25 protein-coding genes are annotated in these 25,677 nt (G+C 65.1%); 14 read left to right on the top strand and 11 right to left on the bottom strand.

Annotated features, from left to right (window positions below; translation table 11 throughout):
- Window positions 1–116 precede the first annotated feature (116 nt).
- The 6 genes from radA (at window position 117) to LB572_RS19325 (ending at window position 5,738) form a co-directional block, all read left to right on the top strand.
- Window positions 117–1,520 carry a DNA repair protein RadA gene (radA, locus tag LB572_RS19350; RefSeq protein ID WP_140806398.1) on the top strand — a complete coding sequence of 468 codons (1,404 nt, stop codon included), beginning with the start codon at window positions 117–119 and terminating at the stop codon, window positions 1,518–1,520.
- Window positions 1,521–1,562: 42 nt separating this feature from the next.
- On the top strand, window positions 1,563–2,240 hold the full coding sequence (locus LB572_RS19345) for a CvpA family protein (protein ID WP_224668830.1): 678 nt from the start codon (window positions 1,563–1,565) through the stop codon (window positions 2,238–2,240).
- Window positions 2,241–2,353: 113 nt separating this feature from the next.
- Entirely contained in the window at window positions 2,354–3,835 is a 1,482-nt protein-coding gene (gene purF / locus LB572_RS19340; protein ID WP_224668829.1) for an amidophosphoribosyltransferase, read from the top strand.
- A gap of 79 nt (window positions 3,836–3,914) precedes the next feature.
- Window positions 3,915–4,658 (top strand): SDR family NAD(P)-dependent oxidoreductase, encoded by a 744-nt coding sequence (locus LB572_RS19335; protein WP_140806376.1) that lies wholly within the window; start codon window positions 3,915–3,917, stop codon window positions 4,656–4,658.
- Window positions 4,659–4,746: 88 nt separating this feature from the next.
- Window positions 4,747–5,388: a hypothetical protein gene (locus tag LB572_RS19330; protein ID WP_140806374.1), complete on the top strand. Its 642-nt coding sequence runs from the start codon at window positions 4,747–4,749 to the stop codon at window positions 5,386–5,388.
- A 125-nt stretch (window positions 5,389–5,513) separates the two neighbouring features.
- Window positions 5,514–5,738, top strand: a complete 225-nt coding sequence (locus LB572_RS19325; RefSeq protein ID WP_041008353.1) for a hypothetical protein — start codon at window positions 5,514–5,516, stop codon at window positions 5,736–5,738.
- Between the two features lie 300 nt (window positions 5,739–6,038).
- Here the strand turns inward: LB572_RS19325 and LB572_RS19320 are convergent, their stop codons facing one another.
- Window positions 6,039–6,545: an OsmC family protein gene (locus LB572_RS19320; protein ID WP_224668828.1), complete on the bottom strand. Its 507-nt coding sequence runs from the start codon at window positions 6,543–6,545 to the stop codon at window positions 6,039–6,041.
- Between the two features lie 305 nt (window positions 6,546–6,850).
- On the opposite strand from LB572_RS19320, the gene aguA reads away from it, so the two are divergent.
- Together aguA and LB572_RS19310 are read left to right on the top strand one after the other, a co-directional pair.
- On the top strand, window positions 6,851–7,957 hold the full coding sequence (aguA, locus tag LB572_RS19315; RefSeq protein ID WP_224668827.1) for an agmatine deiminase: 1,107 nt from the start codon (window positions 6,851–6,853) through the stop codon (window positions 7,955–7,957).
- Window positions 7,958–8,045: 88 nt separating this feature from the next.
- Entirely contained in the window at window positions 8,046–9,146 is a 1,101-nt protein-coding gene (locus LB572_RS19310) for a polyamine ABC transporter substrate-binding protein (protein WP_224668826.1), read from the top strand.
- Window positions 9,147–9,161: 15 nt separating this feature from the next.
- Here the strand turns inward: LB572_RS19310 and LB572_RS19305 are convergent, their stop codons facing one another.
- Window positions 9,162–9,917 carry a helix-turn-helix transcriptional regulator gene (locus LB572_RS19305; protein ID WP_224668825.1) on the bottom strand — a complete coding sequence of 252 codons (756 nt, stop codon included), beginning with the start codon at window positions 9,915–9,917 and terminating at the stop codon, window positions 9,162–9,164.
- A 164-nt stretch (window positions 9,918–10,081) separates the two neighbouring features.
- Between LB572_RS19305 and LB572_RS19300 the strand changes: the two genes are divergently transcribed.
- The 3 genes from LB572_RS19300 to LB572_RS19290 all read left to right on the top strand — a co-directional run bounded on the left by LB572_RS19300 (window position 10,082) and on the right by LB572_RS19290 (window position 13,568).
- Window positions 10,082–11,584, top strand: a complete 1,503-nt coding sequence (locus LB572_RS19300) for a S10 family peptidase (protein ID WP_224668824.1) — start codon at window positions 10,082–10,084, stop codon at window positions 11,582–11,584.
- A gap of 135 nt (window positions 11,585–11,719) precedes the next feature.
- Window positions 11,720–12,616, top strand: coding sequence for a DMT family transporter (locus LB572_RS19295; RefSeq protein ID WP_224668823.1), 897 nt, complete (start codon window positions 11,720–11,722; stop codon window positions 12,614–12,616).
- A 37-nt stretch (window positions 12,617–12,653) separates the two neighbouring features.
- Window positions 12,654–13,568, top strand: a complete 915-nt coding sequence (locus tag LB572_RS19290) for a DMT family transporter (RefSeq protein WP_224668822.1) — start codon at window positions 12,654–12,656, stop codon at window positions 13,566–13,568.
- A gap of 183 nt (window positions 13,569–13,751) precedes the next feature.
- Here LB572_RS19290 and LB572_RS19285 read toward each other — a convergent pair whose 3' ends face one another.
- The gene (locus tag LB572_RS19285; protein ID WP_224668821.1) at window positions 13,752–14,606 is read right to left on the bottom strand and encodes a LysR substrate-binding domain-containing protein; all 855 of its coding nucleotides are present in this window, start codon (window positions 14,604–14,606) and stop codon (window positions 13,752–13,754) included.
- A gap of 112 nt (window positions 14,607–14,718) precedes the next feature.
- Between LB572_RS19285 and LB572_RS19280 the strand changes: the two genes are divergently transcribed.
- Window positions 14,719–15,129: a tautomerase family protein gene (locus tag LB572_RS19280; protein WP_140809710.1), complete on the top strand. Its 411-nt coding sequence runs from the start codon at window positions 14,719–14,721 to the stop codon at window positions 15,127–15,129.
- 33 nt (window positions 15,130–15,162) lie between these two features.
- Here LB572_RS19280 and LB572_RS19275 read toward each other — a convergent pair whose 3' ends face one another.
- Window positions 15,163–15,669, bottom strand: coding sequence for an RES family NAD+ phosphorylase (locus tag LB572_RS19275; protein ID WP_224668820.1), 507 nt, complete (start codon window positions 15,667–15,669; stop codon window positions 15,163–15,165).
- Window positions 15,666–16,112 carry an antitoxin Xre/MbcA/ParS toxin-binding domain-containing protein gene (locus LB572_RS19270; RefSeq protein ID WP_224668819.1) on the bottom strand — a complete coding sequence of 149 codons (447 nt, stop codon included), beginning with the start codon at window positions 16,110–16,112 and terminating at the stop codon, window positions 15,666–15,668. The genes LB572_RS19275 and LB572_RS19270 overlap by 4 nt, the downstream gene beginning before the upstream one ends.
- 206 nt (window positions 16,113–16,318) lie before the next feature.
- On the opposite strand from LB572_RS19270, the gene LB572_RS19265 reads away from it, so the two are divergent.
- Window positions 16,319–18,541 (top strand): AMP-binding protein, encoded by a 2,223-nt coding sequence (locus tag LB572_RS19265; RefSeq protein ID WP_224668818.1) that lies wholly within the window; start codon window positions 16,319–16,321, stop codon window positions 18,539–18,541.
- 178 nt (window positions 18,542–18,719) lie between these two features.
- Here LB572_RS19265 and LB572_RS19260 read toward each other — a convergent pair whose 3' ends face one another.
- The 6 genes from LB572_RS19260 to LB572_RS19235 all read right to left on the bottom strand — a co-directional run bounded on the left by LB572_RS19260 (window position 18,720) and on the right by LB572_RS19235 (window position 24,837).
- Window positions 18,720–19,535: a CDP-alcohol phosphatidyltransferase family protein gene (locus tag LB572_RS19260; protein ID WP_412033575.1), complete on the bottom strand. Its 816-nt coding sequence runs from the start codon at window positions 19,533–19,535 to the stop codon at window positions 18,720–18,722.
- 3 nt (window positions 19,536–19,538) lie between these two features.
- Complete coding sequence (locus LB572_RS19255; RefSeq protein WP_318014053.1) at window positions 19,539–20,276, bottom strand: phosphatidylserine decarboxylase; 738 nt, start codon at window positions 20,274–20,276, stop codon at window positions 19,539–19,541.
- 170 nt (window positions 20,277–20,446) lie between these two features.
- Complete coding sequence (locus tag LB572_RS19250; protein ID WP_224668816.1) at window positions 20,447–20,788, bottom strand: antibiotic biosynthesis monooxygenase; 342 nt, start codon at window positions 20,786–20,788, stop codon at window positions 20,447–20,449.
- A 196-nt stretch (window positions 20,789–20,984) separates the two neighbouring features.
- Complete coding sequence (locus LB572_RS19245; RefSeq protein WP_224668815.1) at window positions 20,985–22,868, bottom strand: ABCB family ABC transporter ATP-binding protein/permease; 1,884 nt, start codon at window positions 22,866–22,868, stop codon at window positions 20,985–20,987.
- Window positions 22,868–23,161 carry an ArsR/SmtB family transcription factor gene (locus LB572_RS19240; RefSeq protein WP_224668814.1) on the bottom strand — a complete coding sequence of 98 codons (294 nt, stop codon included), beginning with the start codon at window positions 23,159–23,161 and terminating at the stop codon, window positions 22,868–22,870. The genes LB572_RS19245 and LB572_RS19240 overlap by 1 nt, the downstream gene beginning before the upstream one ends.
- A 146-nt stretch (window positions 23,162–23,307) precedes the next feature.
- A complete protein-coding gene (locus LB572_RS19235) occupies window positions 23,308–24,837 on the bottom strand; it encodes a LysM peptidoglycan-binding domain-containing protein (RefSeq protein ID WP_224668813.1) in 1,530 nt (509 codons plus the stop codon).
- 120 nt (window positions 24,838–24,957) lie between these two features.
- Between LB572_RS19235 and LB572_RS19230 the strand changes: the two genes are divergently transcribed.
- Window positions 24,958–25,569, top strand: a complete 612-nt coding sequence (locus LB572_RS19230; protein WP_140809730.1) for a TIGR00730 family Rossman fold protein — start codon at window positions 24,958–24,960, stop codon at window positions 25,567–25,569.
- Window positions 25,570–25,677: the final 108 nt, after the last annotated feature.

Below are 25,677 nucleotides of genomic sequence, written 5' to 3'. Positions count from 1 at the left end.
GTTGCAAGATGGGCGCCGTCGGCGAAACTGCCGATCTCCCCACTAGAGGGGGAGATGTCCGGTAAGACAGAGGGGGGCGCCGTCCCGCCAGCCTATCCAATGTCGGGCCGCGCCTAATGGCCAAATCGCGCGTTCAGTTCATCTGCCAGAATTGCGGCTCGGTGCATCAGCGCTGGGCCGGCAAATGCGATGCCTGCGGCGAGTGGAACACGCTGGTCGAGGAAGGCACGTCCGGCGGCATCGGCTCGGGGCCGGCGAACACACGCAACGCCCGCAAGGGCCGCGCCGTGGTGCTGACCAGCCTGTCGGGCGACATCGAGGACGCGCCGCGCATCGTGTCAGGCATCGGCGAGCTCGACCGCGCCACCGGCGGGGGCTTTGTGCGCGGCTCGGCCCTGCTGGTCGGCGGCGATCCCGGCATCGGCAAGTCGACGCTGCTGACGCAGGCCGCCGCAGCGCTCGCTTCGAAAGGCCATCGCATCGTCTATGTCTCGGGCGAGGAAGCGGTCGCGCAGATCAGGCTGAGAGCCCAGCGCCTCGGCGTCGCCTCGACGCCGGTCGAGCTTGCCGCCGAAACCAATGTCGAAGACATCCTCGCCACCATCGCCGACGGCAAGCGGCCGGATCTGGTCATCCTCGATTCGATCCAGACGCTGTGGACCGACCTTGCCGATTCGGCCCCGGGCACCGTCACCCAAGTGCGCGCCGCCGCCCAGGCGATGATCCGCTATGCGAAATCCACAGGCGCTGCGATCGTTCTCGTCGGCCACGTCACCAAGGAAGGCCAGATCGCGGGCCCTCGCGTCGTCGAGCACATGGTCGACGGCGTGCTCTATTTCGAAGGCGAAGGCAACCACCACTTCCGCATCCTGCGCACGGTGAAGAACCGTTTTGGGCCGACCGACGAGATCGGTGTGTTCGAAATGTCGGACAAGGGCCTGCGCGAGGTCTCCAATCCATCCGAGCTCTTCCTCGGCGAACGCCACGCGAAATCGCCGGGCGCCGCGGTTTTCGCGGGCATGGAAGGCACGAGGCCGGTGCTGGTGGAGATCCAGGCGCTGGTCGCGCCCTCCTCGCTCGGCACGCCGCGCCGCGCCGTGGTCGGCTGGGACGGCGCGCGGCTGTCGATGGTGCTCGCGGTGCTGGAAGCGCATTGCGGCGTGCGCTTCGGCCAGCACGACGTCTATCTCAATGTCGCCGGCGGCTACCGTATCAGCGAGCCGGCGGCCGATCTCGCGGTCGCCGCCGCACTGGTTTCGTCGCTCACCGGTCTTGCCCTTCCCGCCGATTGCGTCTATTTCGGCGAAATCAGCCTATCGGGCGCCGTGAGGCCGGTTGCGCATGCGCAGCAGCGCCTCAAGGAAGCCGAAAAGCTGGGTTTTGGAAGCGCGGTGCTGCCGCTCGGTAGCGAGGAACTTGCCGGGGGGATCGGGGCCGGCGCTTTCCAACCCACCGAGCTTGCCGACCTTGTGGCGCGCATAGCCGGCTCACGGCGCGGCCGTGCCGACGACGAGGAGTGATACGGCTCGCCGGGCCGTAAGACAGGAAGTGGGGCGAGAACCATGCCGATTACGCTGCTTGACGGAATCCTCGTCGGCTTCACCCTGGTCTCAGCAATGCTCGCCATGGTGCGCGGCTTCTCCCGCGAAGTGCTGTCTGTGGTTTCCTGGGCGGCGGCGGCGGCGGCGGCGTTCTTCTTCTACAAGCCGATCCTGCCCTATGTTCAGCCCTATGTCGACAACGACAAGATCGCGATGGCGGCTTCCGCCGGCGTCGTCTTTCTGATCGCGCTGATCGTCGTCTCCGTCATCACCATGAAGCTCGCCGACTGGATCATCGATTCGCGCATCGGCGCGCTCGACCGCACGCTCGGCTTCCTCTATGGCGCGGCACGCGGCATCCTGGTGGTCGCGGTGGCGCTTTTGTTCTTCAACTGGCTGGCCGGCGCCAAGGCGCCGGCCTGGATCGCCAACGCCAAGTCGCGGCCGTTGCTGGAGACGATCGGCGCCAAGCTCGAAAGCGTGCTGCCCGAGAACACGGAAGAGCTGGTCAACAAATACACGCATAAGGGCACGCCGCAGGCCGGCGCGCCGGCGACGACCGACCAGCCCGCGGCCGAACCGCCGGCCACCGGCGACGACAGCGCGCCGGCGCCCGACGACAGCGAGGGCGACGCCCCAGCCGACAACGAGTCGGCTCCGGCGCCTGCCCCGGCTCCCGCTCCAGCGCCGGCAAACTGATTGCGGGCAAGCCGGCGCGGCTTGCCCCTGCTATTTGTGAATGCCCGGCGGTGCGCGTTGCGTTCCGCGAGAGATCGCCCTATATGGCAGCTTTAGCGGAGCTTGAGCACCAGATGGCAGACTCAACGGCAGATGCAGGCAATGTCCCTTCCGCCGAGGCCGACGACCATTTCCATGACGAATGCGGTGTGTTCGGCATCTTCGGCCGGCTGGACGCGGCGGCCATCGTCACACTCGGCCTGCACGCGCTTCAGCATCGCGGCCAGGAAGCGGCCGGCATTGTCTCCTATGATGGAACACAGTTCCATGTCGAACGCCATGTCGGCCTGATCGGCGACACCTTCACCAAGCAGCGCGTCATCGACAGCCTGCAGGGCAATCGCGCCATCGGCCATACGCGCTACGCCACGACAGGCGGCGCCGGCGTGCGCAACATCCAGCCCTTCTTCGCCGAGCTTGCCGAGGGCGGGCTTGCGGTCGCCCATAACGGCAATCTCACCAACGCGCTCACCGTGCAGCGCGCGTTGCAGAAGCAGGGCTCTATCTTCTCTTCGACGTCTGACACCGAAACCCTGCTGCACCTTGTCGCTACCAGCAAGGAGCGCGATTTGAATTCGCGCTTCATCGACGCGGTGCGCCAGGTCGAGGGCGCTTTCTCGCTGGTTGCGATGACAGCCAAGAAGATGATCGGCTGCCGCGACCCGCTTGGCATCCGGCCGCTGGTGCTGGGCGACCTCGATGGCGCCTGGATCCTCGCTTCCGAGACCTGCGCGCTCGACATCATCGGCGCCCGCTTCGTGCGCGACATCAAGCCCGGCGAGATGGTGGTGGTCACCTCGAAGGGCATCGAGAGCATCTTTCCGTTCGAGCCGCAGAAGACGCGCTTCTGCATCTTCGAATATGTCTATTTCGCGCGGCCGGATTCCTCGGTCGAAGGCCGCAATGTCTACGAGGTGCGCAAGCGCATCGGCGCCGAGCTGGCGCAGGAAAACCCGGTCGAGGCCGACATCGTCGTGCCGGTGCCGGATTCCGGCACGCCGGCCGCGATCGGCTTTTCCCAGGCCGCCGGCATTCCCTTCGAGCTCGGCATCATCCGCAACCACTATGTCGGGCGCACCTTCATTCAACCGGGCGACTCGATCCGCCACATGGGCGTCAAGCTGAAGCACAACGCCAACCGCCGCATGATCGAGGGCAAGCGCGTGGTGCTGGTCGACGATTCGATCGTGCGCGGCACCACCAGCCAGAAGATCGTGCAGATGGTGCGCGACGCCGGCGCGAAGGAAGTGCACATGCGCATCGCCTCGCCGCCGACCAGCGCATCCTGCTTCTACGGCGTCGACACACCGGAGAAGTCGAAGCTGCTCGCATCGCGCATGTCGGTCGAGGAAATGGCGGAGTTCATCCGTGTCGATTCGCTCGGTTTTCTGTCGATCGACGGGCTCTACCGCGCCGTCGGCGAGGCGCGCCGCGACGATGACCAGCCGCAATTCTGCGACGCCTGCTTCACCGGACAATACCCCACCCGCCTGCTCGACTTCGAAGGCCACGACAATGTGCGCACGCTGTCGCTGCTGGCGTCGAGCGGGTCGTAATATTTGTTTTGACGCAATTCCGGACGGAAAACCGTAGAACACTTTTCCTGGAATTGCTTTAGCTCACGGACATTCTCGCATGACCCTCGACCTTTCCGGCCGCGTGGCGGTCGTAACCGGCGCCTCGCGCGGCATCGGCTATTTCATCGCCAGGGAACTGGCGGCGGCCGGCGCGCATGTGATCGCGGTCGCCCGCACGGTGGGCGGGCTGGAGGAGCTTGACGACCAGATCAAGGCCGATGGCCGCGGCCAGGCGACCCTGGTGCCGCTCGACCTGACCGACATGCCCGGCATCGACCGGCTGGGCGGCGCGATCCATGAACGCTGGGGCAAGCTCGATATCCTGGTTGCCAATGCCGGTGTGCTCGGCGTCATCTCGCCGATCGGCCATGTCGAGGCCAAGACCTTCGACAAGGTGATGACCGTCAACGTCACGTCGACCTGGCGGCTGATCCGCTCGGTCGACCCGCTGCTGAGGCTCTCAGACGCCGGCCGCGCCATCATCCTGTCGTCCAGCGCGGCCCATTCGGCGCGCGCCTTCTGGGCGCCCTATGCGGCTTCCAAGGCGGCGGTCGAGACGATGATGCGTTCCTGGGCGCATGAGACCGAGAGCCTGGCGCTCCGGGTCAATGCCGCCGACCCAGGCGCTACCCGCACGGCGATGCGCGCGCAGGCGATGCCCGGCGAGGATCCGGAGACGCTGCCGCATCCGTCCGAGATCGCCAAACGTATCGTGCCTTTGGCAAGCCCGGAGTTGAAGGAGACGGGCCTGATCTTCCGGGCCAAGCACAACCGCTTCGTCGCCTACCGGCAGCCGGAATAGGCCTGCTGAAAGTAGAGCTGAAGACGGATGAAATAGCCCTCCGGCAACGTTCTTCGAATGTAGAACATTCGAAAACCGGAGGATCGACATGCGTAGACCCACTCTCCTTGCCGCCACCGTCATTGCCGCGGCACTCGCGGCCACAGCCGGCGTGGCCCTCTCGCAAGACAAGACCATGAGCTTCTTCGTGACCAGCGTCGGCTCCGGCAAGGGCGCCGATCTCGGCGGCCTGAAAGGCGCCGATGCCCACTGCGCGTCGCTGGCGGAAGCGGCCGGCGTCACCGGCAAGACCTGGCATGCCTACCTGTCGAGCAGCACCGAGGACGTGCGCGACCGGATCGGCAAGGGTCCGTGGTTCAACGCCAAGGGCGAGAAGATCGCCGACGATGTCGCCTCGCTGCACAGCGACGCCAACGGCATCAGCAAAAAGACGGCGCTGACCGAAAAGGGCGAGACGATCAACGGCCGGGGCGACACGCCGAACCGGCACGACATGCTGACCGGCTCCAAGCCCGACGGCACCAGGATCGCCGACCAGACCTGCGGCGACTGGACGATGAGCGGCGCCGAGGGTGTTGCCATGATGGGCCATCACGACCGCACCGGGCTTGACGACTCGGCGGCAGCGAAGTCGTGGAATTCCTCGCATGCCTCGCGCGGCGGCTGCAGCCAGGAGGCGCTCAAAGGCACCGGCGGCGACGGCCTGTTCTACTGCTTCGCGGCCGAGTAGGCGCGGTCGTTCACGGGTCTGTGACCAGGGCGGTGGAAGCGTGTGCCGCTGCCCTGCTTTCGCCGTGCCGAGGGAGTTGCTAGGATCGGTCTGACTCCGACATTCGAGCAAAGTGAGGAATACCCATGGCTGCCACCCCTAGCGTAGCGTTGGTCTGGTATCTTGTGATCGCCGGACCGCAAGGCGGCATGGTGGTGCTGCCGAGCACCTTCGACACCCGCGAACAGTGCACCAACGCCATAACCGAATACCAGAAGCAGCCGACGCCGCAGGGCTGGGCCGTGCAATGCGTGCCGAGCGCCTCACCCTTCACCGATGAAGGCGATGCGGAGACGCCGTCCGCGCAATAGCGGGGGGCAGATCTCTCCTCCCTTGAACGGCGCGACCTTCTGCTTCGTCATCCTAGGGCGGAGGAAGGAGCGAAGCGACGCGCGCAGACCCTAGAATCATGCCGTTACGCTAAGGCGTTGCTGCGGTTACAGAATTCTGCACCGCTGCGCGTCAAGGCATGGATACTCGGGTCATGCCCGAGTATGACGAAGGCATGGGCCGCGCCGTAGAGCCAGGTGCCTGACGTCGGCGGGACAGCGTCCCCTCTGCCCTACCGGGCATCTCCCTCACAAGGGCCCTTGAGGGGGAGATTGGCAGCCTCAGCGCCCCGCGCTCACCGTCAACGCCGGCTTGTTGTTGATCGTCTGGAACACCACGCAATAGCGTTCGGTGAGCTTCATGAGCGAATCGATGCGCTCCTGCGGCTCGTCGGTATCGAGGCCGAATTTCAGCCTGATCTCGCGGAAGCCGACCGGCGCGTCGCGGGTAACGCCGAGCGTCCCGCGAAAATCGAGGTCGCCCTCCGCCTCGACGGTGGCGTTGCCGAGCTTGAACTCCAGCGCCGTCGCCACCGCCTTCAGCGTCACGCCGGCGCAGGCGACCAGCGCCTCCAACAGCATGTCGCCCGAGCAGAGCTCGAGACCCGAGCCGCCGGTTGCGGGATGAAGCCCGGCAACCGCAAGCGCCCTGCCCGTCTCCACCTTGCAGGCGATCGACTGGTCGTCGAGCGTGCCGCGCGCCTTGAGCGTGATCAGCGCCCTGGCAGCATCGTCGCGATAGGCTTCCTTGAGCGGGGCCTGCATGGCCTTGAGTGCGGTGGAGTCCATTTTGCGGGTCCTTTTCGTCGACTTGTTGCTGCATCGCCATTCGCCGTCGGATCGAGATTTGCCCCGATCGATCGGCAAGGCAATGCATTTATCCCTGCCGCCGCTCCGCCCCAGGTCCTCACCGTCGAAAGGAAGGGCGAGCGGCCCCTGCTTCCTTGGTTCGTGGCAAGCCGGGAAAGTACCTGCCATCCCTCTCCTGGACTTGCTCCAGCCGGCATCCGGGTATCCCAAATGGGACATTGACGGACGATCCCCCGAAAAGTCTGATCCGGACGAGTGTCGTCTGCCATTTTCCGGTGCCCCACATGCCACGTACCCTTTCGACGAAGCCGAAACAGGACGGATTTCGCGCGCCCGGCGAGTTCGAGCCCAAATCGGGGTGTTGGCTGATTTGGCCGGAGCGGCCCGACACCTGGCGCCTCGGCGCCAAGCCAGCGCAGAAGCTGTTTGCCAATGTCGCCGCGGCGATCGCGCAAAGCGAGCCGGTGACGGTGGCGGCATCGAGCCGGCAGTGGCAGAACGCCAGGGCCCGCCTGCCCGAGCATGTGCGCGTGGTGGAGATGTCCACCAACGATTCCTGGCTGCGCGACAGCGGCCCGAATTTCGTCGTCAACGATCAAGGCTCCGTGCGCGGCGTCGATTGGACCTTCAACGCCTATGGCGGTTTCGATGGCGGGCTCTACGCGCCATGGGACCTGGACGACCTGGCGGCGCAAAAGGTGCTCGAAATCGAGGGGATGGATCGTTATCGCGCGCCGCTGATCGCCGAGGGCGGAGGCCTGCAATGCGACGGCCAGGGCACGCTCATCACGACGGAGCAATGCGTGCTCAATCGAAATCGCAACGCCCATCTCGGCAAGGCCGAGGTGGAACGGCAACTGGGCGACTATCTCGGCGTCGACACCATCATCTGGCTACCGCGCGGCTTTGCCTTCGACGAGACGGACGGCCATGTCGACGATGTCTGCTGTTTCGTGCGCCCCGGCGTGGTGGTGTTGAGCTGGACCGACGATCGCGACGATCCCCAATATGAGATCGTGCGGGAAGCCGAGGAAGTGCTGCGCTCGGCTCGCGACGCGCGTGGCCGTACGCTCGAGGTGCATCGCCTGCCTCATCCCATGCCGATCGAGATGACGCCGGAAGAAAGCGAAAGCGTTGACCGGCTCGATTCGACTTGGGCGCGACCGGCCGGCAACCGGATCGCGGCGAGCTACATCAATTACTATCCAGGCAACAGCGTCGTGGTCGTGCCTGAGTTCGGCTCCGGCCTCGACGTGAAAGCAAAAGCAAAGCTGGCCGAGCTGTTTCCCGACCATAGAATAGTCGGCATCGAGAACTCCCGCGAGATTTTGCTGGGTGGCGGCAATGTCGCCTGCATCACCTTGCCGGTCTATGCCCCACAACGATGTTGAGCGAAGGCGAACGCCGGCTACCGGCTGCGAAACGAACTGAGGGCTGAGCGATCAATCGGTGCCAGCCTAGGCGAAAAGGAGGAGATTCATGCGCGCCCTGATCCTGTCAACGCTGCTTGCCGGGCTCGCCTGCGGCATCGCCAGCACGGCTTCGGCGGACGACGAAAAAGTCGTCAACGTCTACAACTGGTCGGACTACATCGCGCCGGATACCGCCGAGAAGTTCGAGAAGGAGACGGGTATCAAGGTTCGCTACGATGTCTATGACGGCAACGAGGTGCTCGAGACAAAGCTGCTCACCGGCGGCTCCGGATATGACGTGGTCTATCCTTCGGCCTATCCGTTCCTGAAGAACCAGGTGAAGGCGGGAGCTTTCCTTGAGCTCGACACGTCCAAGCTCGCAAACCACACGAAGATCGATCCGCACGCTCTTTCGCTGATCGCGGGCGCGGACCCGCAAAACAAGCATGCCGTGCCTTATATGGCCGTCACCGACGGCATCGGCTACAACGTCGCCGCGGTCAAGCAACGGCTGCCGGACGCGCCGACGAATTCCTTCGCCATGGTCTTCGACGTCGACGTCGTCAAGAAGCTCTCCGATTGCGGCGTGGCGATGATCGACGCCCCGGCCGAAGTCATCCCGATGGCGCTCAACTATCTGCATATCGACCCGCGGTCGACCAGTCCCGACGACCTCGCCAAGGTCGAGGAATTGATGGGCAAGGTGCGTCCCTACATTCGCTATTTCCATTCGTCGAAATACATCAACGACCTGGCGAACGGCGACATCTGCGTCGTGCTTGGCTGGTCGGGCGATATCCTTCAGGCAAGAACGCGTGCCGCCGAATCCGCCAAGAAGCTGGAGATCGCCTATTCCATTCCGAAGGAAGGCACGCTCATCAACTTCGACACTATGGCGGTGCCGAAAGATGCGCCGCACCCTGACAACGCCATGGCCTGGATCAACTTCAACCTGCGGCCCGACATCGCCGCGGCCAACTCCAGCTATGTCTCCTACGCCAACGCGATACCGGATTCGCTGCCGCTGATGGACAAGGCGGTCGCCGGCGACCCCGGCGTCTTTCCTCCCGACGACGTGAAGGCCAAGCTGTTCGTGGTCAGCAACAGCGACGCGAAGCTGCTGCGGTCCCAAAATCGTATGTGGACGCGCGTGGTGACGGGGCAGTAGGGCTGGCGCGCAACATCAGTTGCGCGCGGCCTCGCGAACGGCGGCCAGCAACTCCACCTGGGAGTGCACGCCGAGCTTGCGGTAGACCTGCTTGATGTGGTTGCGGGCCGTGCCCGGCGAAATGGAAAGGCTCCGCGCGATGGTCTTGGCGTTGCCGCCGTCGACCAGGTGCCGCGCGATCTCGCTCTCACGCGCGCTGAGCAGGGACCGCGCGGCCTCGACTGCCCGGCCCTTGTCCCGGAGCCGGCACAAGTGAAACAATCTTTCCAGAACCAGCTTCGTTGCGCCGCCCGCGGCGCCGGCGAGCGCCAGGTCCTGCTCGCCAAAGGGCGGCGCGCCGTTGCGTCGCAGAAAGGTGACATAACCAGCGGTCAGCCGGTCGAGATTGAACACGCCGGTTATCTCGTCGAAGCTGTCGGAGGGGCCATAGAATTCGCGATAATAGGGCGAGCGCTGAAAATCGCCCCTGCGGAGAGCCGATAACGGCAACAGGAAATCCTGCCGGCTGCTGGCGAACCGCTGGAAGAAGGGATCCAGCCGGTAGACGCGGGCGTCGTAGTCGCGGTTCCAGCGATCGGGGCCGGCGTCGTCGATCGTCAGGGAGGTGATGTCACGGCGATAGAAGCCGACATAGACGCGATCGGAGCCGAGCAGCACCCCCGCCGCCGTGGTGAAGCGAGCCGACAATTCCTCGGGCGTCGCGGCGCCGGCCGCGGGGGGGACGCCGCCGCTCCAGCTTGCAAATCGGTCGAGGGAAAAATTCGAGAGCATTCGCGCCTAGCGTAGCGCATGCCGCCGCAAGTTCAACCTGGCGAACGGCGGCAAGGCGGACCGGTATGGCTGGCTCAGGCACCGTGACGGATCGCGAGGCCGAATAGTTGCTTTGACTTCGCAGGCCCAGGCCATACCTATTGCGGAACCCTTGCGGAGGCATCATGAGGTCCAAGCTGAGACTCGTCCCCTTCATCCTCCTGGCGCTTGCCGCCTTCTCCCAGCCGGCGCTCGCCGAAACGCCGGAACGCCCCGCCCCCCAAGGCGGCGTGCTGTCGCTGTTGCCGGCGCCGCAGGTGACCGAGCATTCGATCACGCTTGGCGGGCGCAAGCTGGATTACCAGGCCAAGGCCGGCACGCTGTCGCTGTTGTCGGCCAGGGGCGAGGTCACCGCCGAGATCTTCTATGTCGCCTACACGCAGCAGTCGCCGGCGCCTGCGAAGGACCGGCCGATCACCTTCGTCTTCAACGGCGGACCGGGCGCGGCGTCGGCCTATCTGCATCTCGGCGCGATCGGGCCGCGCATCGTCGAGACCGCCGCCGACGGCGAATTCCGGCGGCCGCCGCAAAAGCTCATCGACAATCCCGACAGCTGGCTCGACATGAGCGATCTCGTCTTCGTCGATCCGGTCGGCACGGGCTACAGCCGCGAAGCGCCGGGGCACGAGCCGAAGGAATTCTGGAGCGTCGATGCCGACGCCAGCTCGGTCGGCGCCTTCATCCGCCTCTATCTGGCGCAGAACGGCCGCACCGGATCGCCGCTCTATCTCGCCGGCGAAAGCTACGGCGGGTTTCGCGCGGCACTGCTTGCCCGCACGCTGCAGGAGGATGTGGGCCTGAGCCCGAGCGGCATCGTGCTGATCTCGCCGGCGCTGGAATTCATGCTGGTGCGCCCCGACCAGTTCGACCAGTTGCACTGGGCGCTGGAGCTGCCTTCGCTCGCGGCAACGCGGCTCAAGGCCGACGGCGTCAGCGGCGATGCATTGCGCGACAGACTGGCCGAAGTCGAGCATTACGCGTTCGGCGATTACCTGACGGCGCTGAACAGCGGGCTGGAGCAAGGCGGCAAGCTCGCCAGCGTTCGCGTGTCGGAGATCACCGGCCTGCCGCTCGAGCTTGTCCAACGCAATTTCGCCCGCATCCCCACCGGGCTTTTCGCCAAGGAATTCCAGCGCGCCACCGGCAAGGTGCTCAGCCCCTACGACGCCACCATCGGCACCGCCGACATCGCGCCGCAAAGCGCGCGTGACGCCGGCCCCGACCCAGTGCTCGACCGCAGCGTTCCGGTGCTGACCTCCGCTTTCGTCGCCTATGCCCGCGACGAGCTCAACTACCGCACCGATGTCAGCTACCGGCTGCTCAATGGCGAGATCAGCCGCAACTGGGATTACGGCACCTCGGGCCAGGGCTATGCCGGCGTGATGAACGACCTGCAGCGCGCCCGCTCGCTCAACCCTGCGCTCGGCGTCGTCATCGTCAACGGCTATACCGACCTCGTCACGCCTTATCTCGCCTCGCGCTACCTGGTGAACCAGGTCCCCTCGCTCGCCAACGCCAAGCCGATCCAGCTCGACGTCGTCGAAGGCGGCCACATGATGTATCTGCGGCCCGACGGCCGGCGTGCATTGAAGGACGCGGCATCGGAGCTCTACCAGGCGACGCAGTAGGCGACCGCCGTCGGCAAAGGCCTGCCCCAACGCAAGCGCCGCGCTGGAGCAGCGCAGCGCCTGTTTTCACCCGTATAGCTGCGGGCATGGCTCCGGCTGGGACGGAGCCGCCTCACGCAAACCCGCTGAAACCGCATGGCCGATGTCGTCGTCCTTGAAAGCCGCGAAAGGGTGCTGGCCGGCATCCTGTTCACGGCCGCCGCCTATTTCCTGTTTTCGGCGCAGGATGCCTCGATCAAGCTGTTGGTCGTCGGCCTGACGGTCTGGCAGATCATGTTCGTCCGCTCGATCACGGTGCTCGTCGCCTGCGGCGCGATCGGCGGCAGGCGGCTGTTCGCCGACACGATCGACTCGCCGATCGTCAAGCCGATGCTGGTGCGCAGCGCCTTCACGCTCGCCGCCTGGCTTTGCTATTACAACGCCGCGCGCTCGCTGCAGCTCGCCGAGCTCACCACCATCTATTACGCCGCGCCGATCATCGTCACCGTGCTGTCGGTGCTGATCCTGGGCGAGACCGTGCCGCTGCTGCGCTGGCTGGCGGTGTTCATCGGCTTCGTCGGTGTGTTCATCGCCTGCGATCCGACACGGCTCGGCTTCTCGGCGCCGGTGCTTCTGGTGCTGGCCGCGGCCGTGCTTTGGGGGATTGCCGTCGTGCTGTTGCGCAAGACGGCGCTGCAAGAGCGCACTATGATCCAACTCGCGCTCAACAATTTCTATTTCCTGCTCTTCTCGGCCGTGCCGGCGCTGCTCTGGTGGCGCATGCCCGACGGGGCGCAGCTGTTGTTGCTGCTCAGCGTCGGGGCGCTTGGCGGGGTGGCGCAATATGTGCTGTTCGAAGGCATGAAGCGCGCGCCGGTGTCGATTATCGCGCCGTTCGAATACACCTCGCTGGTCTGGGCCTTCGCGCTGGGCTACGCCATCTGGGGAGATCTGCCACGCACGGAAGTGTTCATGGGCGCAACGCTGATCATCGGCGCCGGCCTGCTCATCGTCGGCAACGAACGTTTCCGCAAACGGGAGCAGGCCTCATGACAGAAGGCTGTCAGCAGCAACCCAATAGTCTGGCGCCATGACGGATACGCTCGAATTGCCCGAAAAGCTTGCGCCTGCCGCCGACGTGGCGGCCGAGCGCACGCTCGGCATCATCCTGGTGTCGGCCTCGGCGGTCGCCTTCGCGCTCACCGGCGTGCTGACCAAGTCGATCCATGCCGATCCGCTGACCATCACCTGCTGGCGCGGCTTTTTCGGCTCGATCCTCATCAGCCTCTACGTGCTGTGGCGCCGCCGGCGCTCGGGCGGGCGCGAAAGCCTGAAACTCGGCTGGCGCGGCTGGCTGCTGGCTATCGAAGGGGCGGCGGCCAGCATCGCCTTCATCTCGGCCTTCAAATTCACCTATGTCGCCAATGTCGCCGTCATCTACGCGACCTCGCCCTTCATCGCGGCGCTGCTTGCCTTCGTGCTGGTGCGGGAAAAATTCCGGCTGCAGACGATGGTTGCGGCGGCGGTGTCGCTGTGCGGCGTCGCCATCATGGTGGGCGCCGGCCTCGGCAACGGGCATCTGTTCGGCGACGGGCTGGCGCTGCTGATGACCGCCGGCAGCGCGCTCTACATGATCATGGTGCGCGCCTTTCGCGACTCGCCGGTCGTGTGGGCGGGTGCAGTCTCCGCCTTCCTGCTTTTCGTGCTCGGCTGGTTCGTCACCGATCCGCTCGCCGTGTCCGCCCGCGACGTGGTGCTGCTTGCCACTTTCGGCTGCTCTTTCGCGCTGGCCTCGATCCTGTGGACGGAAGGTTCGCGGCTCATCCCGTCGGCGGAGGCCGGACTGCTCGGCTCGGCCGAAGTGCCGTTCGCCATCCTGTTTGCCCTACTGTTCCTCGGTGAAATCCCGCCGACGGCCAGCATCATCGGCGGCGCCATCGTGCTTTGCGCGGTTTTCGCGCATGCCGGCCGCGACTGGTTGAAGGCGAAATCGGCGCGTTCGTAAAAATATTTTGCCAGTCACGGAACCATCATTCGAGTCGGGCATTGTTAGTTCGACGGGTCACCCCCCAAGTCCCCCCAAACCCCTCGACCCGTCCGACTAGAAGCCGACCCGCAAAAAGGTCGGCTTTTTCTTTGGGAATTCCTTTCTTCGGGAAATTCCGGGAGATGGCACCGCGGTTTCCATTCACGACGGCAAGGCGAGGCCGCCGCCAAGAAGCTCCGCCAGATCCCGCGCCGGGCGGGGGGCTTCTCGGCCGAGCCGGATGACGAAATCGGCCATCGGCAGCGGCGGCAGGTCGAAATCGGCGGACGCCTCGACGATGCCGGAATGGGCGAAACGCCGGGTTCGCGGCGTCAGCGCGATGCCGGCATCGACCGCGGCATGCAGGCCGGCGAGGCTGGCGCTGCCGGCGGCGATGCGGTAGCGGCGACCGGCGGCGTCAAGCGCATTGAGCGCGGCCTCGCGGAAGCCGCAATAGGGATCGAGCAGCGCCAGTGGCACGGCCTCCTGCCGCGTCGCCAGGCCTTTTTCCGAGCAAAGCCACAGCATCGGCTCGCTGATCAGCGCCGCTTCGTCCGGCGATGCCGCATGGCGCATGGTGATCGCGAGGTCCAACTGGCCTGCCTGCAGGGCCGACCCGAGTTCCAGGGAGCGGCCGACGCGCAGATCGATCCTGACGCGCGGATGGCTCGCGGCGAAGGCGCGCAGCAGGTCCGGCAGGCCATGATCGGCGAAATCCTGCGTCGTGCCGATGGCGATGCGGCCGCCGGCGCGCGCGCCCTTCAACGCCAGCCACGCCTCGGTGTGGACGACAAGGATGCGCCGCGCATGGCCGACAAGATCCTCGCCGGCCGGCGTCAGCCCGCGTCCCCTGCCCTGCGGGATGAGCAGCGGTTCACCGACGATCTCTTCCAGCCGCTGCATCTGCGCGGTCACCGCCGATGGTGTGCGGCCAACGGTGAATGCTGCCTTGGCGAGCGAACCGCCGTCCACGAAGGCAAGGAATGTTTTCAGCAAATCGGGATCGAGCGTTTCCATACTTCGATAATATCGAAGCAATTATCAAAAACAATTCGATTTTTTTGACGAATGGATGAGCCCATATCTCTCCCATCGAAAGCGCGACGACGCGAAGCCGAAGGAGAGAAAAATGCCGATCATCAACATCAGCGTCACCGGCAAGCCCGATGCCAAGCTGTCCGCGGCAATCGCCAAGGAGGCAACCGACATCACCGCCAAGCTGTTGCACAAGGATCCGACGATCACCGCCGTCGCGGTCAATTACATCGACCCGCGGCACTGGTTCGCCGGCGGCAAGTCGCTTGCGGAGCATGGCACCAACACATTCTGGCTCGACATCAAGGTCGTCGACGGCACCAACACCAAGCTCGAGCTCGAAGCCTATCTGAAGGCGATCTTCGAGGCTCTCGGCCGGTTGCTGGGCGGCGTGCATGAGGAAAGCTATGCGCTTGTGCACGAGGTGCCGGCGGCGGCCTATGGCTTTGGCGGCAAGAGCCAGGAGTTCCGCTTCATCAGCGGGAGGCTGAAGGCGGCGGCGTAGGCTTTTGCGCGCCTTCGCTGTCTCCGAGGGACGCTATCCCGCAGGAGGATGAAGCCTCGTATCAAGCGCGAAATCCTCCTGGAGACGCAGCCTGTAAAGGCCGGCCGTCCGGCCAGGATCGAACACAAGGTTCCAACTGTGCTGGGATACCGCGCTCGGAATGAGAAAGAAGGGATGCCTGGCAAGCAGACTGTCGCCGAACTTCTGCTGTCCCGCGCCGGGAATGCCGGGACGCAGCCAGTTGGCGTTCGGAATATCGTCCTTTTCCACGACGTGAATCTTCGACGGATCGGTGATGTCTAATGCCGTCAGCACGTGAGGAACGATATCGAGCGTGCGAAACCCCTTGTGGACCGCCACCTCCAGAATGGCGGTCGATGGGTCGATGGACGCGTACATGGCCCTGACCCCTTTGCTGTTCCACCTTCCTCCGAGTTTGAAGGCTCCTTCGCCGCTGTCCCAGCTTGCCTGGAAACGTTTGTGATCAAGCCTCCAGCCAAGAACGTCGCCTGTTCCGAGAGAACCCGGCAAAGGCGTCACGCGTAGACACCGTAGTCGAGCCGCTCCAGGAATTCCTGTACTAGGATGGTGCCCGCCGCCGTGGCCAAAAGATCGATCGGCCGCCGGTTGTCCAAGCCCATGGCGGGCTCAATCATCCATTTTTCGGCTGCTTCCTGGTTTCCCAGAACGGATGTGGCCTTGGTGAGAGCCCTGGCGAAATTCCATGTCCTTGAGCCTTGTTCCCGATTGAGCGTCCTGGAGTGATCCGACTTGTGCCGCTGAAATGTCCGCTCGCTCATGCCGAATGCCGCCTCGAAGGCATCTGCATCAATGACGGTCAGCCGCCTGACAAGGCTTTCCAGGGCCTGGCTTGGAATTCCATGCAGGATCATTTCATGGGCCTCGAGCGGGCTGGATACCGAGGATCCAAGAACCTTCGGCCCGCCGAACAGATCGACCAGCCGTTTGAACTCGGGCTCCATGTGCGGCGCCTCGGCAAACCCCGTTGGGAAACTGGCCATGTTATTTCTCCGTCACGTGTCGCTTTATTTACGACATGTGTCGAAGTTTTTCAAGTGGCGATCGAAGCGCTGTATCGGCCCGCATTGACCTTGCCCCCACTTCCGCTACCCTCTGCCACCGAAGCGGCCGCCCAAGAGCCGCGCCGAGGAGACTGGGAGAGAGCGGCATGATCCTGACCCTGGCGCTGCTGGCGGGCCTTGTCCTTGCCTGGCTGCTGATCGCGGTGATCGAAAGGTTCCGGCTCGACCTGCGCTTCACCCAGGCGCTGCTCTATGTGCCGTTCAAGCTCGCCTGGCGCATCGCCGACAATCGCATCCGCATTGCCCGCAGCGCCAAGACGCCGGTGATCTATGTGGTCTCGCACCAGTCGCGCATCGAGCCGGCGCTGATGCTGTCGCTGCTTCCCGACGACACGCTGCATATCCTGGACGAGGCCTCGGCGCGCTCGCCCTGGCTGGAGCCGTGGCGCGAGCTTGCGCGCACGATTGCCTTCAATGCCGAGCATGTCTTCGTCAGCCGGCGGCTGGTGCGCGTGCTGAAGGGCAAGGGGCGGCTCGCCGTCTACCTGCCCGACAATGTCGAGCCGGACGTCAAATCCTTCCGACTGTTTCGCGCCATCACCCGCATCGCCATGCAGGCCGACGCCCGCATCGTGCCGATCTTCGTCGCCGGCACGCGCGACCTGCCGGTGTCGCTGACGCCGAAGGAGAAGGCGCCGCGCCACTGGTTCCCGCGGCTGTCGGTAAGCGTGCTGGAGCCGATGACTGTCGCCGAGCTGGTGGCGCGCAACCCCGACATGGCTTCCAACACCAACGCGCTGTTCGACCGGTTCGCCGAGGCACGGCTCTACGGCACCAATCTCGACCGCGGCCTGTTCCTCGCCATGCGGGACGCGGCCGATCGCGTCGGCCCCTCGCATCCGATCATCGAGGACGTGATTTCCGGCTCCCTCAGCTATCGCAAGCTGTTCATCGGCGCGCGCGTGCTCGGCCGTCATTTCGAGACGGTGACGGCGCCGGGCGAAGCGGTCGGCGTGCTGTTGCCCAACGCCAATGGCGTGGTACTCACCTTCGTCGGGCTGATCTCCGCGGGCCGTGTGGCGGCGATGATCAACTACACCGCCGGTCCTGCGAGCGTGACCGCGGCGGTCCGCACCGCCGTGATCCGCACCGTGATCTCGTCCCGCGCCTTCATCGAGAAGGCCGCCATCGACGACATCGTCGCCGCGGTCGAAGCGGGCGGCGCCAAGATGCTGTGGCTGGAAGATGTGCGCGCCAGCGTGACGTCCCTGGACAAGGTCGCCGCCGCGCTTCTGTGGCGTTTCCCGCTGCAGCGGCAGCAAGCCTCGAAGCCAGCCGTCATCCTGTTCACCTCCGGCTCGGAAGGCACGCCGAAGGCGGTCGTGCTGTCGAACCGCAACCTGCTTGCCAATGTCATGCAGGCCGAGGCGCGCGTCTCCGTCTCGCCGGCCGACATCCTGCTCAACGTGCTGCCGGTGTTCCATTCCTTCGGGCTGACCGGCGGCACCATCCTGCCGCTGGTGCTGGGGATAAAGCTGTTCCTCTACCCCTCGCCGCTGCACTACAAGATCATTCCGGAGATCGCCCGCAAGGTGAAGCCGACGGTGATGTTCGGCACCGACACCTTCCTCGCCAATTACGCGCGCACCGCCAAGGATGGCGACTTCTCCAGCCTGCGCTTCGTCGTGGCCGGCGCCGAAGCGGTGAAGCCGGAAACGCGGCGCACCTATCGCGACCGTTTCCAGGCCTCGATCGTCGAAGGTTTCGGCCTGACCGAGGCGGCGCCCGTGGTGGCGGTAAACACCGCCATCCATGGCCGCGACGGCACGGTCGGGCGGCCGTTGCCGGCCATCCGCATGAAGCTGGAGCCGGTCGAAGGCATCGCCGAGGGCGGCCGGCTGTGGCTCGACGGTCCCAACATGATGATGGGCTACATGACCGCCGACCGACCCGGCGAATTGCAGCCGCTGGAGGGCTGGCACGACACCGGCGACATCGTCTCGATCGACCGCGAAGGCTTCATCAGCATCCGCGGGCGGGCAAAGCGCTTCGCCAAGATCGCCGGCGAGATGGTGTCGCTGGGCGCTGTCGAGATGCTGGTGCAATCGCTGTGGCCGGAAGAGCGTCACGCGGCGGTGGCTGTGCCTGACAAGAGACGCGGCGAGCGTATCGTGCTGGTCACTACCGCCGGCGACGCCAACCCGGAAGAGCTGCGCCAGTTCGGCAAGAAGGCCGGCGCGGCCGAGTTGATGGTGCCCAACGACATCATCAAGGTGGACGAGATCCCGGTGCTGGGCTCGGGCAAGACGGATTACATCTCGGCGCGCAAGCTGGCGATCGATCGGTTGGGGCTGAGTGCGGCGGCATAGGCGCCGCACTATCTCCCTCCTTGTGGGGGAGCAAACATTTTCCTGCATTTGCGAGCGGGCTTGTCCCCGAGCAAGTGCTTGGAAAATGCCAGAGAGGGGATTTCGTAGAGTGCGGCCGCTTTTCTCGTCGAGCGCCCAACTTTCCTAGTCGGCGCTTTTCCCCTCACTTGCGATGGCGCTACCCGATATCCGAAGGTGGCACCTTTTCCCCTTCCAGCTTCGCCCGTTTCGAATAGGCGCGCACCGAGAACGGCAGGAAGAACAGATAGCCGGCGACCGAAGCGGTCAGCGTGTACCAGGGATAGGTCATCAGCAAGAGGATGTAGAGGACGACGCCGAGGATCACCGGCAGCACCCTGTCGCCCGGCACCTTGACGCTCTTGCCGGAATAAACCGGCAGGCGGCTGACCAGGAGGAAGGCGATGAGCACGGTGAAACCAGTGGCGACGAAAGCGGCCGGCCGGGTGGGCTCCAGTCCAAGCCGCAGGAAATAGAGATAGAGCGGCAGCATGACCAGCACAGCACCGGCAGGGGCTGGCACGCCGACGAAATATTCGGTCTGCCATGCCGGCTGGTCGGTGTCGTCGGCCAGCACGTTGAAGCGGGCAAGCCGCATGCCGCAGGCGATGGTGAACAGAAGTGCGGCGATCCAGCCCGGCGAGCCGGCGCGATCGAGCAGGAAGGCATAAAGCACCAGGGCCGGCGCCACACCGAAATTGACGATGTCGGCCAGCGAATCCATCTGCGCGCCGAATTTCGAGGTGGCTTTCAGCATGCGCGCCAGCCGCCCGTCGATGCCGTCAAGGAAGGCGGCGAGCAGCACCATGACCACCGCGATCTCGAAGCGGTTCTCGAAGGCGAAGCGAATGCCCGAGAGGCCGGCGCAGATGGCAAGCACCGTGACCAGATTGGGCAGCACCATGCGCATCGGGATCTCGCGGATGCGCGGACCGCCGCTGGCATGGGCCTCGAATTTTTTGAACGGCGCGCCCAACGCTCAGGAAACCCTGACCAATGGGGTGACCGCCGTGGCGCCGAATTCGGCAAGCACGGTCTCGCCGCCGACCGCCGTCTGGCCGACCGCGACGCGCGGCACGGCGTTCGACGGCAGGAAGACGTCGACGCGCGAGCCGAAGCGGATCAGGCCGAAACGTTCGCCAATGGCGATCGAGCCGCCGGCCTCGGCCCAGCAGACGATGCGGCGCGCCACCAGTCCGGCGATCTGCACGGCGGCAATGGTGCCGTTCGGGCTGTCGATGACGAGGCCGTTGCGCTCGTTCTCGGCGCTTGCCTTGTCGAGCTCGGCATTGAGGAATTTTCCGGGCTTATGCTCGATGCGCGTGATCCGGCCGCGCACCGGGGCGCGGTTGATGTGGCAGGAAAACACGTTCATGAACACCGAGATGCGGGTCATCTCGCCTGAGCCCAGGCCAAGCTCGCTCGGCGGCACGGCAGGCCCGACCGCCGAGACCACGCCATCGGCCGGGCTCACCACCAGACGGTCATCGACCGGCGTGACGCGCTCGGGATCGCGGTAGAAATAGACGCACCATGCGGTGAGGATCAGCCCGATCCAGAACAGGATCGAGGAGAAATAGCCGAGAAACAGCGTCGCCGCGGCGAAGGCGGCGATGAAGGGGTAGCCTTCGCGATGGATCGGGACGAACGTGTTCTTGACCGAGTCGAGAAGCGTCATAGGGCTGGGGGCGGTCCCTGTTTCAGGTTGCGCCTCAATAGCCGAAAGCCCCCCTCGCCGCAACGCAACAATATCCAGCGTGATCCCGATCCCTGCTCACGCTGGCGGGACAGCGCCCCCCTCTGTCCTGCCGGACATCTCCCGCACTTGGGGGGAGATTGGCTGCCGCGCCCGCTTTCGCCAATCTTCAGCCCGGCAGGATATAGGCCTTACACCTCCGGCACGCGCTGGTAGTTGGCGATGTCGGCCTTGACGCCGAGGCGCGCGATGGTTTCCTGCGCGCTGAAGGCGATGCGTTCGTGCGCTGCCTTGACGATCGGCACCACCTTGTCGACCGCGGCCTGGCTTTCCCATTCGACCACGGTGACGATGTTGAACTCGCCCGGGCCAGAGAATTGCTCGAGCAGGAAATCCTGCACGAAGCCTTCCTGCTGACGCAGCAGTTCATGCGTCATCCTGGCCTTGCTGAGGATTTCGTCGCGCGCTGCCGCCGGCACGACGAATTTGTCGACCCGGAACACGCTGCCGGTGCGGTGGTTTTTGGTGGTCATTTTCATCCATCTCCGATTGAAAGGGTTGCCTGGCAGGCAGCTCGGAGAGGGTTTGCAAGCTCAAGATAGGTTGAGGTCAAGGGGGATTTTGCCCTTCCCTTCTCTCCTTGTGGGAGAAGGTGGATCCGCGCGCAGCGCCTCATCCGTCGCCTTCGGCGACACCTTCTCCCACAAGGGGGAGAAGGGGAAGTCGGCGCTAGCTAACCTCCGAAGTCCTTCTTCTCACGATAACACCAAGCTCGTCGCTTTCGCGGGCGATGCGCAGGCGCTCCTCGGCTTCGGTCGCCTCGCGCTGGCGGTCCCACATCGAGGCGTAGAGGCCATGCTTGGCGAGCAGCGCCGCATGTGTGCCGCGCTCTGCGATCTGGCCGTCCTTCAGCACGATGATCTCGTCGGCCGAGATCACCGTCGACAGCCGGTGGGCGATCACGATGGTGGTGCGGCCCTTGCTGACGAGGTCGAGGGCGGCCTGGATTTCCTGCTCGGTATGGCTGTCCAGCGCCGAGGTCGCTTCGTCCAGCATCAGGATCGGCGGCGCCTTGAGGATGGTGCGGGCGATCGCCACGCGCTGCTTCTCGCCGCCGGAAAGCTTCAGGCCGCGCTCGCCGACCATCGAGCGGTAGCCTTCGGGCAGCTTCTCGATGAACGGGCCGATCTGGGCGAGCTCGGCCGCCTTGCGCACCTCGTCCTCGCTTGCGCCGACGCGGCCGTAGCGGATGTTGTAGGCGATCGTGTCGTTGAAGAGCACCGTGTCCTGCGGCACCATGCCGAGCATGGCGCGCAGGCTCTCCTGGGTGACATCGCGGATATCCTGGCCGTCGATCAGCACCTGGCCGCCCTGCACGTCGTAGAAGCGGAACAAAAGCCTGGAAATGGTCGACTTGCCGGCGCCGGACGGGCCGACGATCGCCACCGTCTTGCCGGCCGGCACCTCGAAGGAGACGCCCTTCAGGATCTTGCGGTTTGGATCGTAGGAGAAATGCACGTCGCGGAACTCGACCTTCCCGGCGCTGACCTTGAGCGGCTTGGCGTCCGGCTTGTCGACGATCTCCTGCGGCACGTCGAGCAGGTCGAACATGTGCTCGATGTCGGTCAGGCCTTGCCTTATTTCGCGGTAGATGAAGCCGATGAAGTTGAGCGGCACCGAAAGCTGGATCAGCATGGCATTGATGAAGACGAAGTCGCCGACGGTCTGCGTGCCGGCCTGCACTTCCAGCGCCGACATGCACATGACGATGACGGTGCCCAGGCCAAAGATCAGCCCTTGGCCGAAGTTCAGCCAGCCGAGCGAGGTCCAGGTCTTGGTCGCGGCGATCTCATAGCGCGCCATCGAGCGGTCGAAGCGCTCGGCCTCCATGCGCTCATTGGTGAAATATTTGACCGTCTCGAAGTTGAGCAAAGAGTCGATCGCCTTGGTGTTGGCGTCGGTGTCGCTGTCGTTCATGTCGCGGCGGATCGAGATGCGCCAGTCACTCGCCCTGACCGTGAACCAGACATAGACGGTGACGGTGGCGGCGACCACGGCGACATATTTCCAGCCATAGGTGAAGGCAAAGATGCCGGCCGTCAGCGCGAATTCGAGGATGGTCGGCGCCGTGTTCAGCATGATGAAGCGCACGATCGTCTCGATGCCCTTGGTGCCGCGCTCGATGATGCGCGACAGGCCGCCGGTGCGGCGCTCGAGATGGAAGCGCAGCGACAGCTGATGCATGTGGACGAAGGTGCGGTAGGCGAGCTGGCGCACCGCATATTGCCCGACGCGGGCGAACAGCGCGTCGCGCAACTGGTTGAAGCCGAGCTGGATCAGGCGCAGCACATTGTAGGCGATGACCAGCATCACCGGCGCCAGCAGGAAGGCCGGCAGCGGCGGCGGCGTCTTCGCGGCGTGCGCGAGCGCGTCCGTCGCCCATTTGAAGAAATAAGGACCGGCGACCAGGGTGACCTTGGCGACGACCAGAAGCAGCGTCGCCCAGGTGACGCGGGCTCTGAGATCGGCACGCTCGGCCGGCCACATATAGGGCCAGAGGTTGCGCAGGGTCGTGAGGGTGTCGGCTTCGGCGGATACGGTTTTTTCGGCCACTAGTCTTGCCTTTTGGATGAATGGCTGGGGCAGCAGGAGTCGACGAGTTCGGTGAGCGAGGCGGAGACGCCGGCGAGCGCGGCATGGTCGACGGCATAGCGCGAGCGCTGCCGATCGGCCTCGAAGCGGACCAGCCCCGCCTCGACCAGCACTTTCAGATGCTGCGAGACGGTCGACTGGGCAAGGTCGAGATGATCGACCACCTCACGGCACGAGCAGCAACGGCTGGCCGAGAGGCGTTTCAGGATCTCGATGCGCGCCGGATGCGAGAGCGCCGCCAGGCGAATGGCCATGGCGTGGCTGTCATTGCTGCATCGCTTTTCTGGGGATTCGTCCATCGTGCATCGGCGATAGACGATGGACGATGCGAGGGCAAGCTAGGCGGATGGGTAGAGAGCTAATCTCCCCCACAAGGGGGGAGATTAGCTAATCGCGGCCCCTACTCCGTCTTCGCCGGCGCGGCTGTCATCTGCTCGCCCATGGCCTTCATATCGGCAGCTTCGCCTTCCTTCGAAGTCGAAGGCACCTTGAACACCTGGCCCGGCCAGATGCGGTCGGGATCGCGGATCTGGTCCTTGTTGGCGAGATAGATGGTCGAGTAGCGCACGCCGTGGCCGTAGACGCGGCGCGAGATGCGCCAGAGCGTGTCGTTGCGGCGGATGATGACGGCGCCGTCGGCATGTTCAAGCTTCGGCGCGACCGTCTCGGGCACGTCGGTCGAAGGCGTCGCCTCGGCGACCTTGGCGGGAGCCTCGGCGGCGGCAGCGGGCTTGGCCGCATCGGCAGTCGCTGTCTCGGTCGTGGTTTCGGCAGGATTGGCCTCCGCGGTGGCCGGGGCCTCAGCCGGCTGCGTGGCGTCAGCGGTCTTGGTATCCGCCGGCTTGGCCTCGCCGGTCTTGGTTTCATTCGGGGCGACGGCGGCGATCGACTCGCCGGGCTCGCGTTCGAACGGCACGGCGGCGCGGGCGACGACCTTGACGCCGTCATCGTCCAGCCCGTCGACATGGATGGTGTAGTTACCGACCGGGATATCGCGCGTCGCTTCGATCAGGAAATGGCCGTCGGGCGAGGTTTTTGCATCGCCGAGCAGGATGGCATCGGCATAGGCGCGCACCTTGCGGCCCGGGTCGGCGGTGCCTGCGACGAAGATCTTGCTGCCGTCGATCTCGACCGCCTCGACTGCGATCTTGGGCTCCGCCGCCGCGGCCGCTGCCGGCGCGGTCGCCGGGGCCTGGTCGGTGGCGGTGGGCGTTGTCGCCGGAGCTGCCGTCGCCTGATCGGTCGCGACCGGCGCTGCCGGCTTGGTCTCGGCCTCAGGAACGGTGATCAGTTGCGAGGCCTTGCCCGGTTCCTCGACCATGGCCAGCACCTGGCCGGTCGGGCTCTGCGGCACCGAGACGACGGCGGTCTGGGCCGAGGCGACGGCAGTGCCGCCAACCGTCTGGCGCAGCGTGATCGTGTAGTCGCCCGGCTTCAGCGGGTCGTCGAGCACGATGGCGAAGGCGCCATCGGGGCCGGAATCGGTCGAGCCGAGCACGGTACCGCCATTCAGGATCTCGACCTTGGCGTTGGGCGCGGCGCTGCCGGCGACGACGATCGAGCCGTTGCCTTCGACGCGCACGACATCGAAGGTCGGCAATGTCGGGCCGGCTGCGGCGGCAGGCGATTGAGCGGCCGGGGCCGTCGCATTGTTTGCCGATGCCATTGCGTTGGCCGGCGCCATGGCGTTGTTCGCCGGTGCCATCTTGTTGGCCGGAGCCATCGTGTTGGCCGGAGCCTGGGGCACCCGCGCCTCAGTGCTCGTGCTTGAGGATTCAGCCGGCTTCGTGCCGGTTTGCGGCAGCGCTGCGATCTGCGCCGGCTTCTGGTTGAGATACGGATCGAGCGCGCCCGATACGTAGGCGGTCCCGGCCACGGCTACCGAGCCGCCAGCCGCGAACAGAAACGCCTTCAATGGATTGACAGCCATAACTCTTTATTGCCCCCTTAGCCACCTAACGCCCGGTCTAGCGTGTTTTCTCCATGCTCACAAGAAAAAGCCCGTCCGCGGGCTTGACCGCGCCAACCGTCCCCATCACCAATCATCGACATGAACACGATTCGATCCGTCTGCGTCTATTGCGGCTCGTCTCCGGGCCGCGACGAGGCCTATATCAAGGCCGGCCACACACTCGGCCGCTCGCTTGCCAAATCCGGTTTGCGCCTGATCTATGGCGGCGGCACCAAGGGTATCATGGGCGCCGTCGCCGATGGCGCGCTCAAGGCCGGTGGCAAGGTCACCGGCATCATCCCGCGCTTCCTGATCAACAAGGAGGCGACCGAGACCGCGCTCGACAAGCTCGACGAACTCTTGATCACCGACAACATGCACGAGCGCAAGCACAGCATGTTCGAAAAATCCGACGCCTTTGTGGCGCTGCCGGGCGGCATCGGCACGGTGGAGGAAATCGTCGAGATCATGACCTGGGCCCAACTCGGCCACCACCGCAAGCCGATGGTCTTCGCCAACATCAAGGGTTTCTGGGATCCGATGCTGGCGCTGATCGAGCACATGTCGGCCGAAGGCTTCATCCATACCGCGCATCGCGTGAAGCCGCTGGTGGTCGACGACCCGGAGGCGATCGTCGCCGCGATCATGGTGGCCGGCTCGTCGGTCGATGCGCCGACGGAAGGGGTCCGGTCGGTGATCGATAAAATGTAGGGAATAGGCAGTAGGCAATAGGAAACTGCAGCCTGGAGTGCACCCCAAAACTGAGACAAGGATATAAGGGACAGTCCTGAGAGAGGGACTGATGCCTCAAAGACGGAA

It is taken from the genome of Mesorhizobium sp. BH1-1-5, from assembly GCF_020165615.1.
Taxonomy (GTDB): domain Bacteria; phylum Pseudomonadota; class Alphaproteobacteria; order Rhizobiales; family Rhizobiaceae; genus Mesorhizobium.
The sequence above is the reverse complement of the archived record's forward strand: the minus strand, read 5'-3'. Positions and strand labels throughout refer to the sequence as shown.

Coding starts and splice junctions, on each gene's coding strand:
- radA (WP_140806398.1), top strand. CDS start 117: ATGGCCAAATCGCGCGTTCAGTTCATCTGCCAGAATTGCGGCTCGGTG.
- LB572_RS19345 (WP_224668830.1), top strand. CDS start 1,563: ATGCCGATTACGCTGCTTGACGGAATCCTCGTCGGCTTCACCCTGGTC.
- purF (WP_224668829.1), top strand. CDS start 2,354: ATGGCAGACTCAACGGCAGATGCAGGCAATGTCCCTTCCGCCGAGGCC.
- LB572_RS19335 (WP_140806376.1), top strand. CDS start 3,915: ATGACCCTCGACCTTTCCGGCCGCGTGGCGGTCGTAACCGGCGCCTCG.
- LB572_RS19330 (WP_140806374.1), top strand. CDS start 4,747: ATGCGTAGACCCACTCTCCTTGCCGCCACCGTCATTGCCGCGGCACTC.
- LB572_RS19325 (WP_041008353.1), top strand. CDS start 5,514: ATGGCTGCCACCCCTAGCGTAGCGTTGGTCTGGTATCTTGTGATCGCC.
- LB572_RS19320 (WP_224668828.1), bottom strand. CDS start 6,545: ATGGACTCCACCGCACTCAAGGCCATGCAGGCCCCGCTCAAGGAAGCC.
- aguA (WP_224668827.1), top strand. CDS start 6,851: ATGCCACGTACCCTTTCGACGAAGCCGAAACAGGACGGATTTCGCGCG.
- LB572_RS19310 (WP_224668826.1), top strand. CDS start 8,046: ATGCGCGCCCTGATCCTGTCAACGCTGCTTGCCGGGCTCGCCTGCGGC.
- LB572_RS19305 (WP_224668825.1), bottom strand. CDS start 9,917: ATGCTCTCGAATTTTTCCCTCGACCGATTTGCAAGCTGGAGCGGCGGC.
- LB572_RS19300 (WP_224668824.1), top strand. CDS start 10,082: ATGAGGTCCAAGCTGAGACTCGTCCCCTTCATCCTCCTGGCGCTTGCC.
- LB572_RS19295 (WP_224668823.1), top strand. CDS start 11,720: ATGGCCGATGTCGTCGTCCTTGAAAGCCGCGAAAGGGTGCTGGCCGGC.
- LB572_RS19290 (WP_224668822.1), top strand. CDS start 12,654: ATGACGGATACGCTCGAATTGCCCGAAAAGCTTGCGCCTGCCGCCGAC.
- LB572_RS19285 (WP_224668821.1), bottom strand. CDS start 14,606: ATGGAAACGCTCGATCCCGATTTGCTGAAAACATTCCTTGCCTTCGTG.
- LB572_RS19280 (WP_140809710.1), top strand. CDS start 14,719: ATGCCGATCATCAACATCAGCGTCACCGGCAAGCCCGATGCCAAGCTG.
- LB572_RS19270 (WP_224668819.1), bottom strand. CDS start 16,112: ATGGAGCCCGAGTTCAAACGGCTGGTCGATCTGTTCGGCGGGCCGAAG.
- LB572_RS19265 (WP_224668818.1), top strand. CDS start 16,319: ATGATCCTGACCCTGGCGCTGCTGGCGGGCCTTGTCCTTGCCTGGCTG.
- LB572_RS19250 (WP_224668816.1), bottom strand. CDS start 20,788: ATGACCACCAAAAACCACCGCACCGGCAGCGTGTTCCGGGTCGACAAA.
- LB572_RS19240 (WP_224668814.1), bottom strand. CDS start 23,161: ATGGCCATTCGCCTGGCGGCGCTCTCGCATCCGGCGCGCATCGAGATC.
- LB572_RS19235 (WP_224668813.1), bottom strand. CDS start 24,837: ATGGCTGTCAATCCATTGAAGGCGTTTCTGTTCGCGGCTGGCGGCTCG.
- LB572_RS19230 (WP_140809730.1), top strand. CDS start 24,958: ATGAACACGATTCGATCCGTCTGCGTCTATTGCGGCTCGTCTCCGGGC.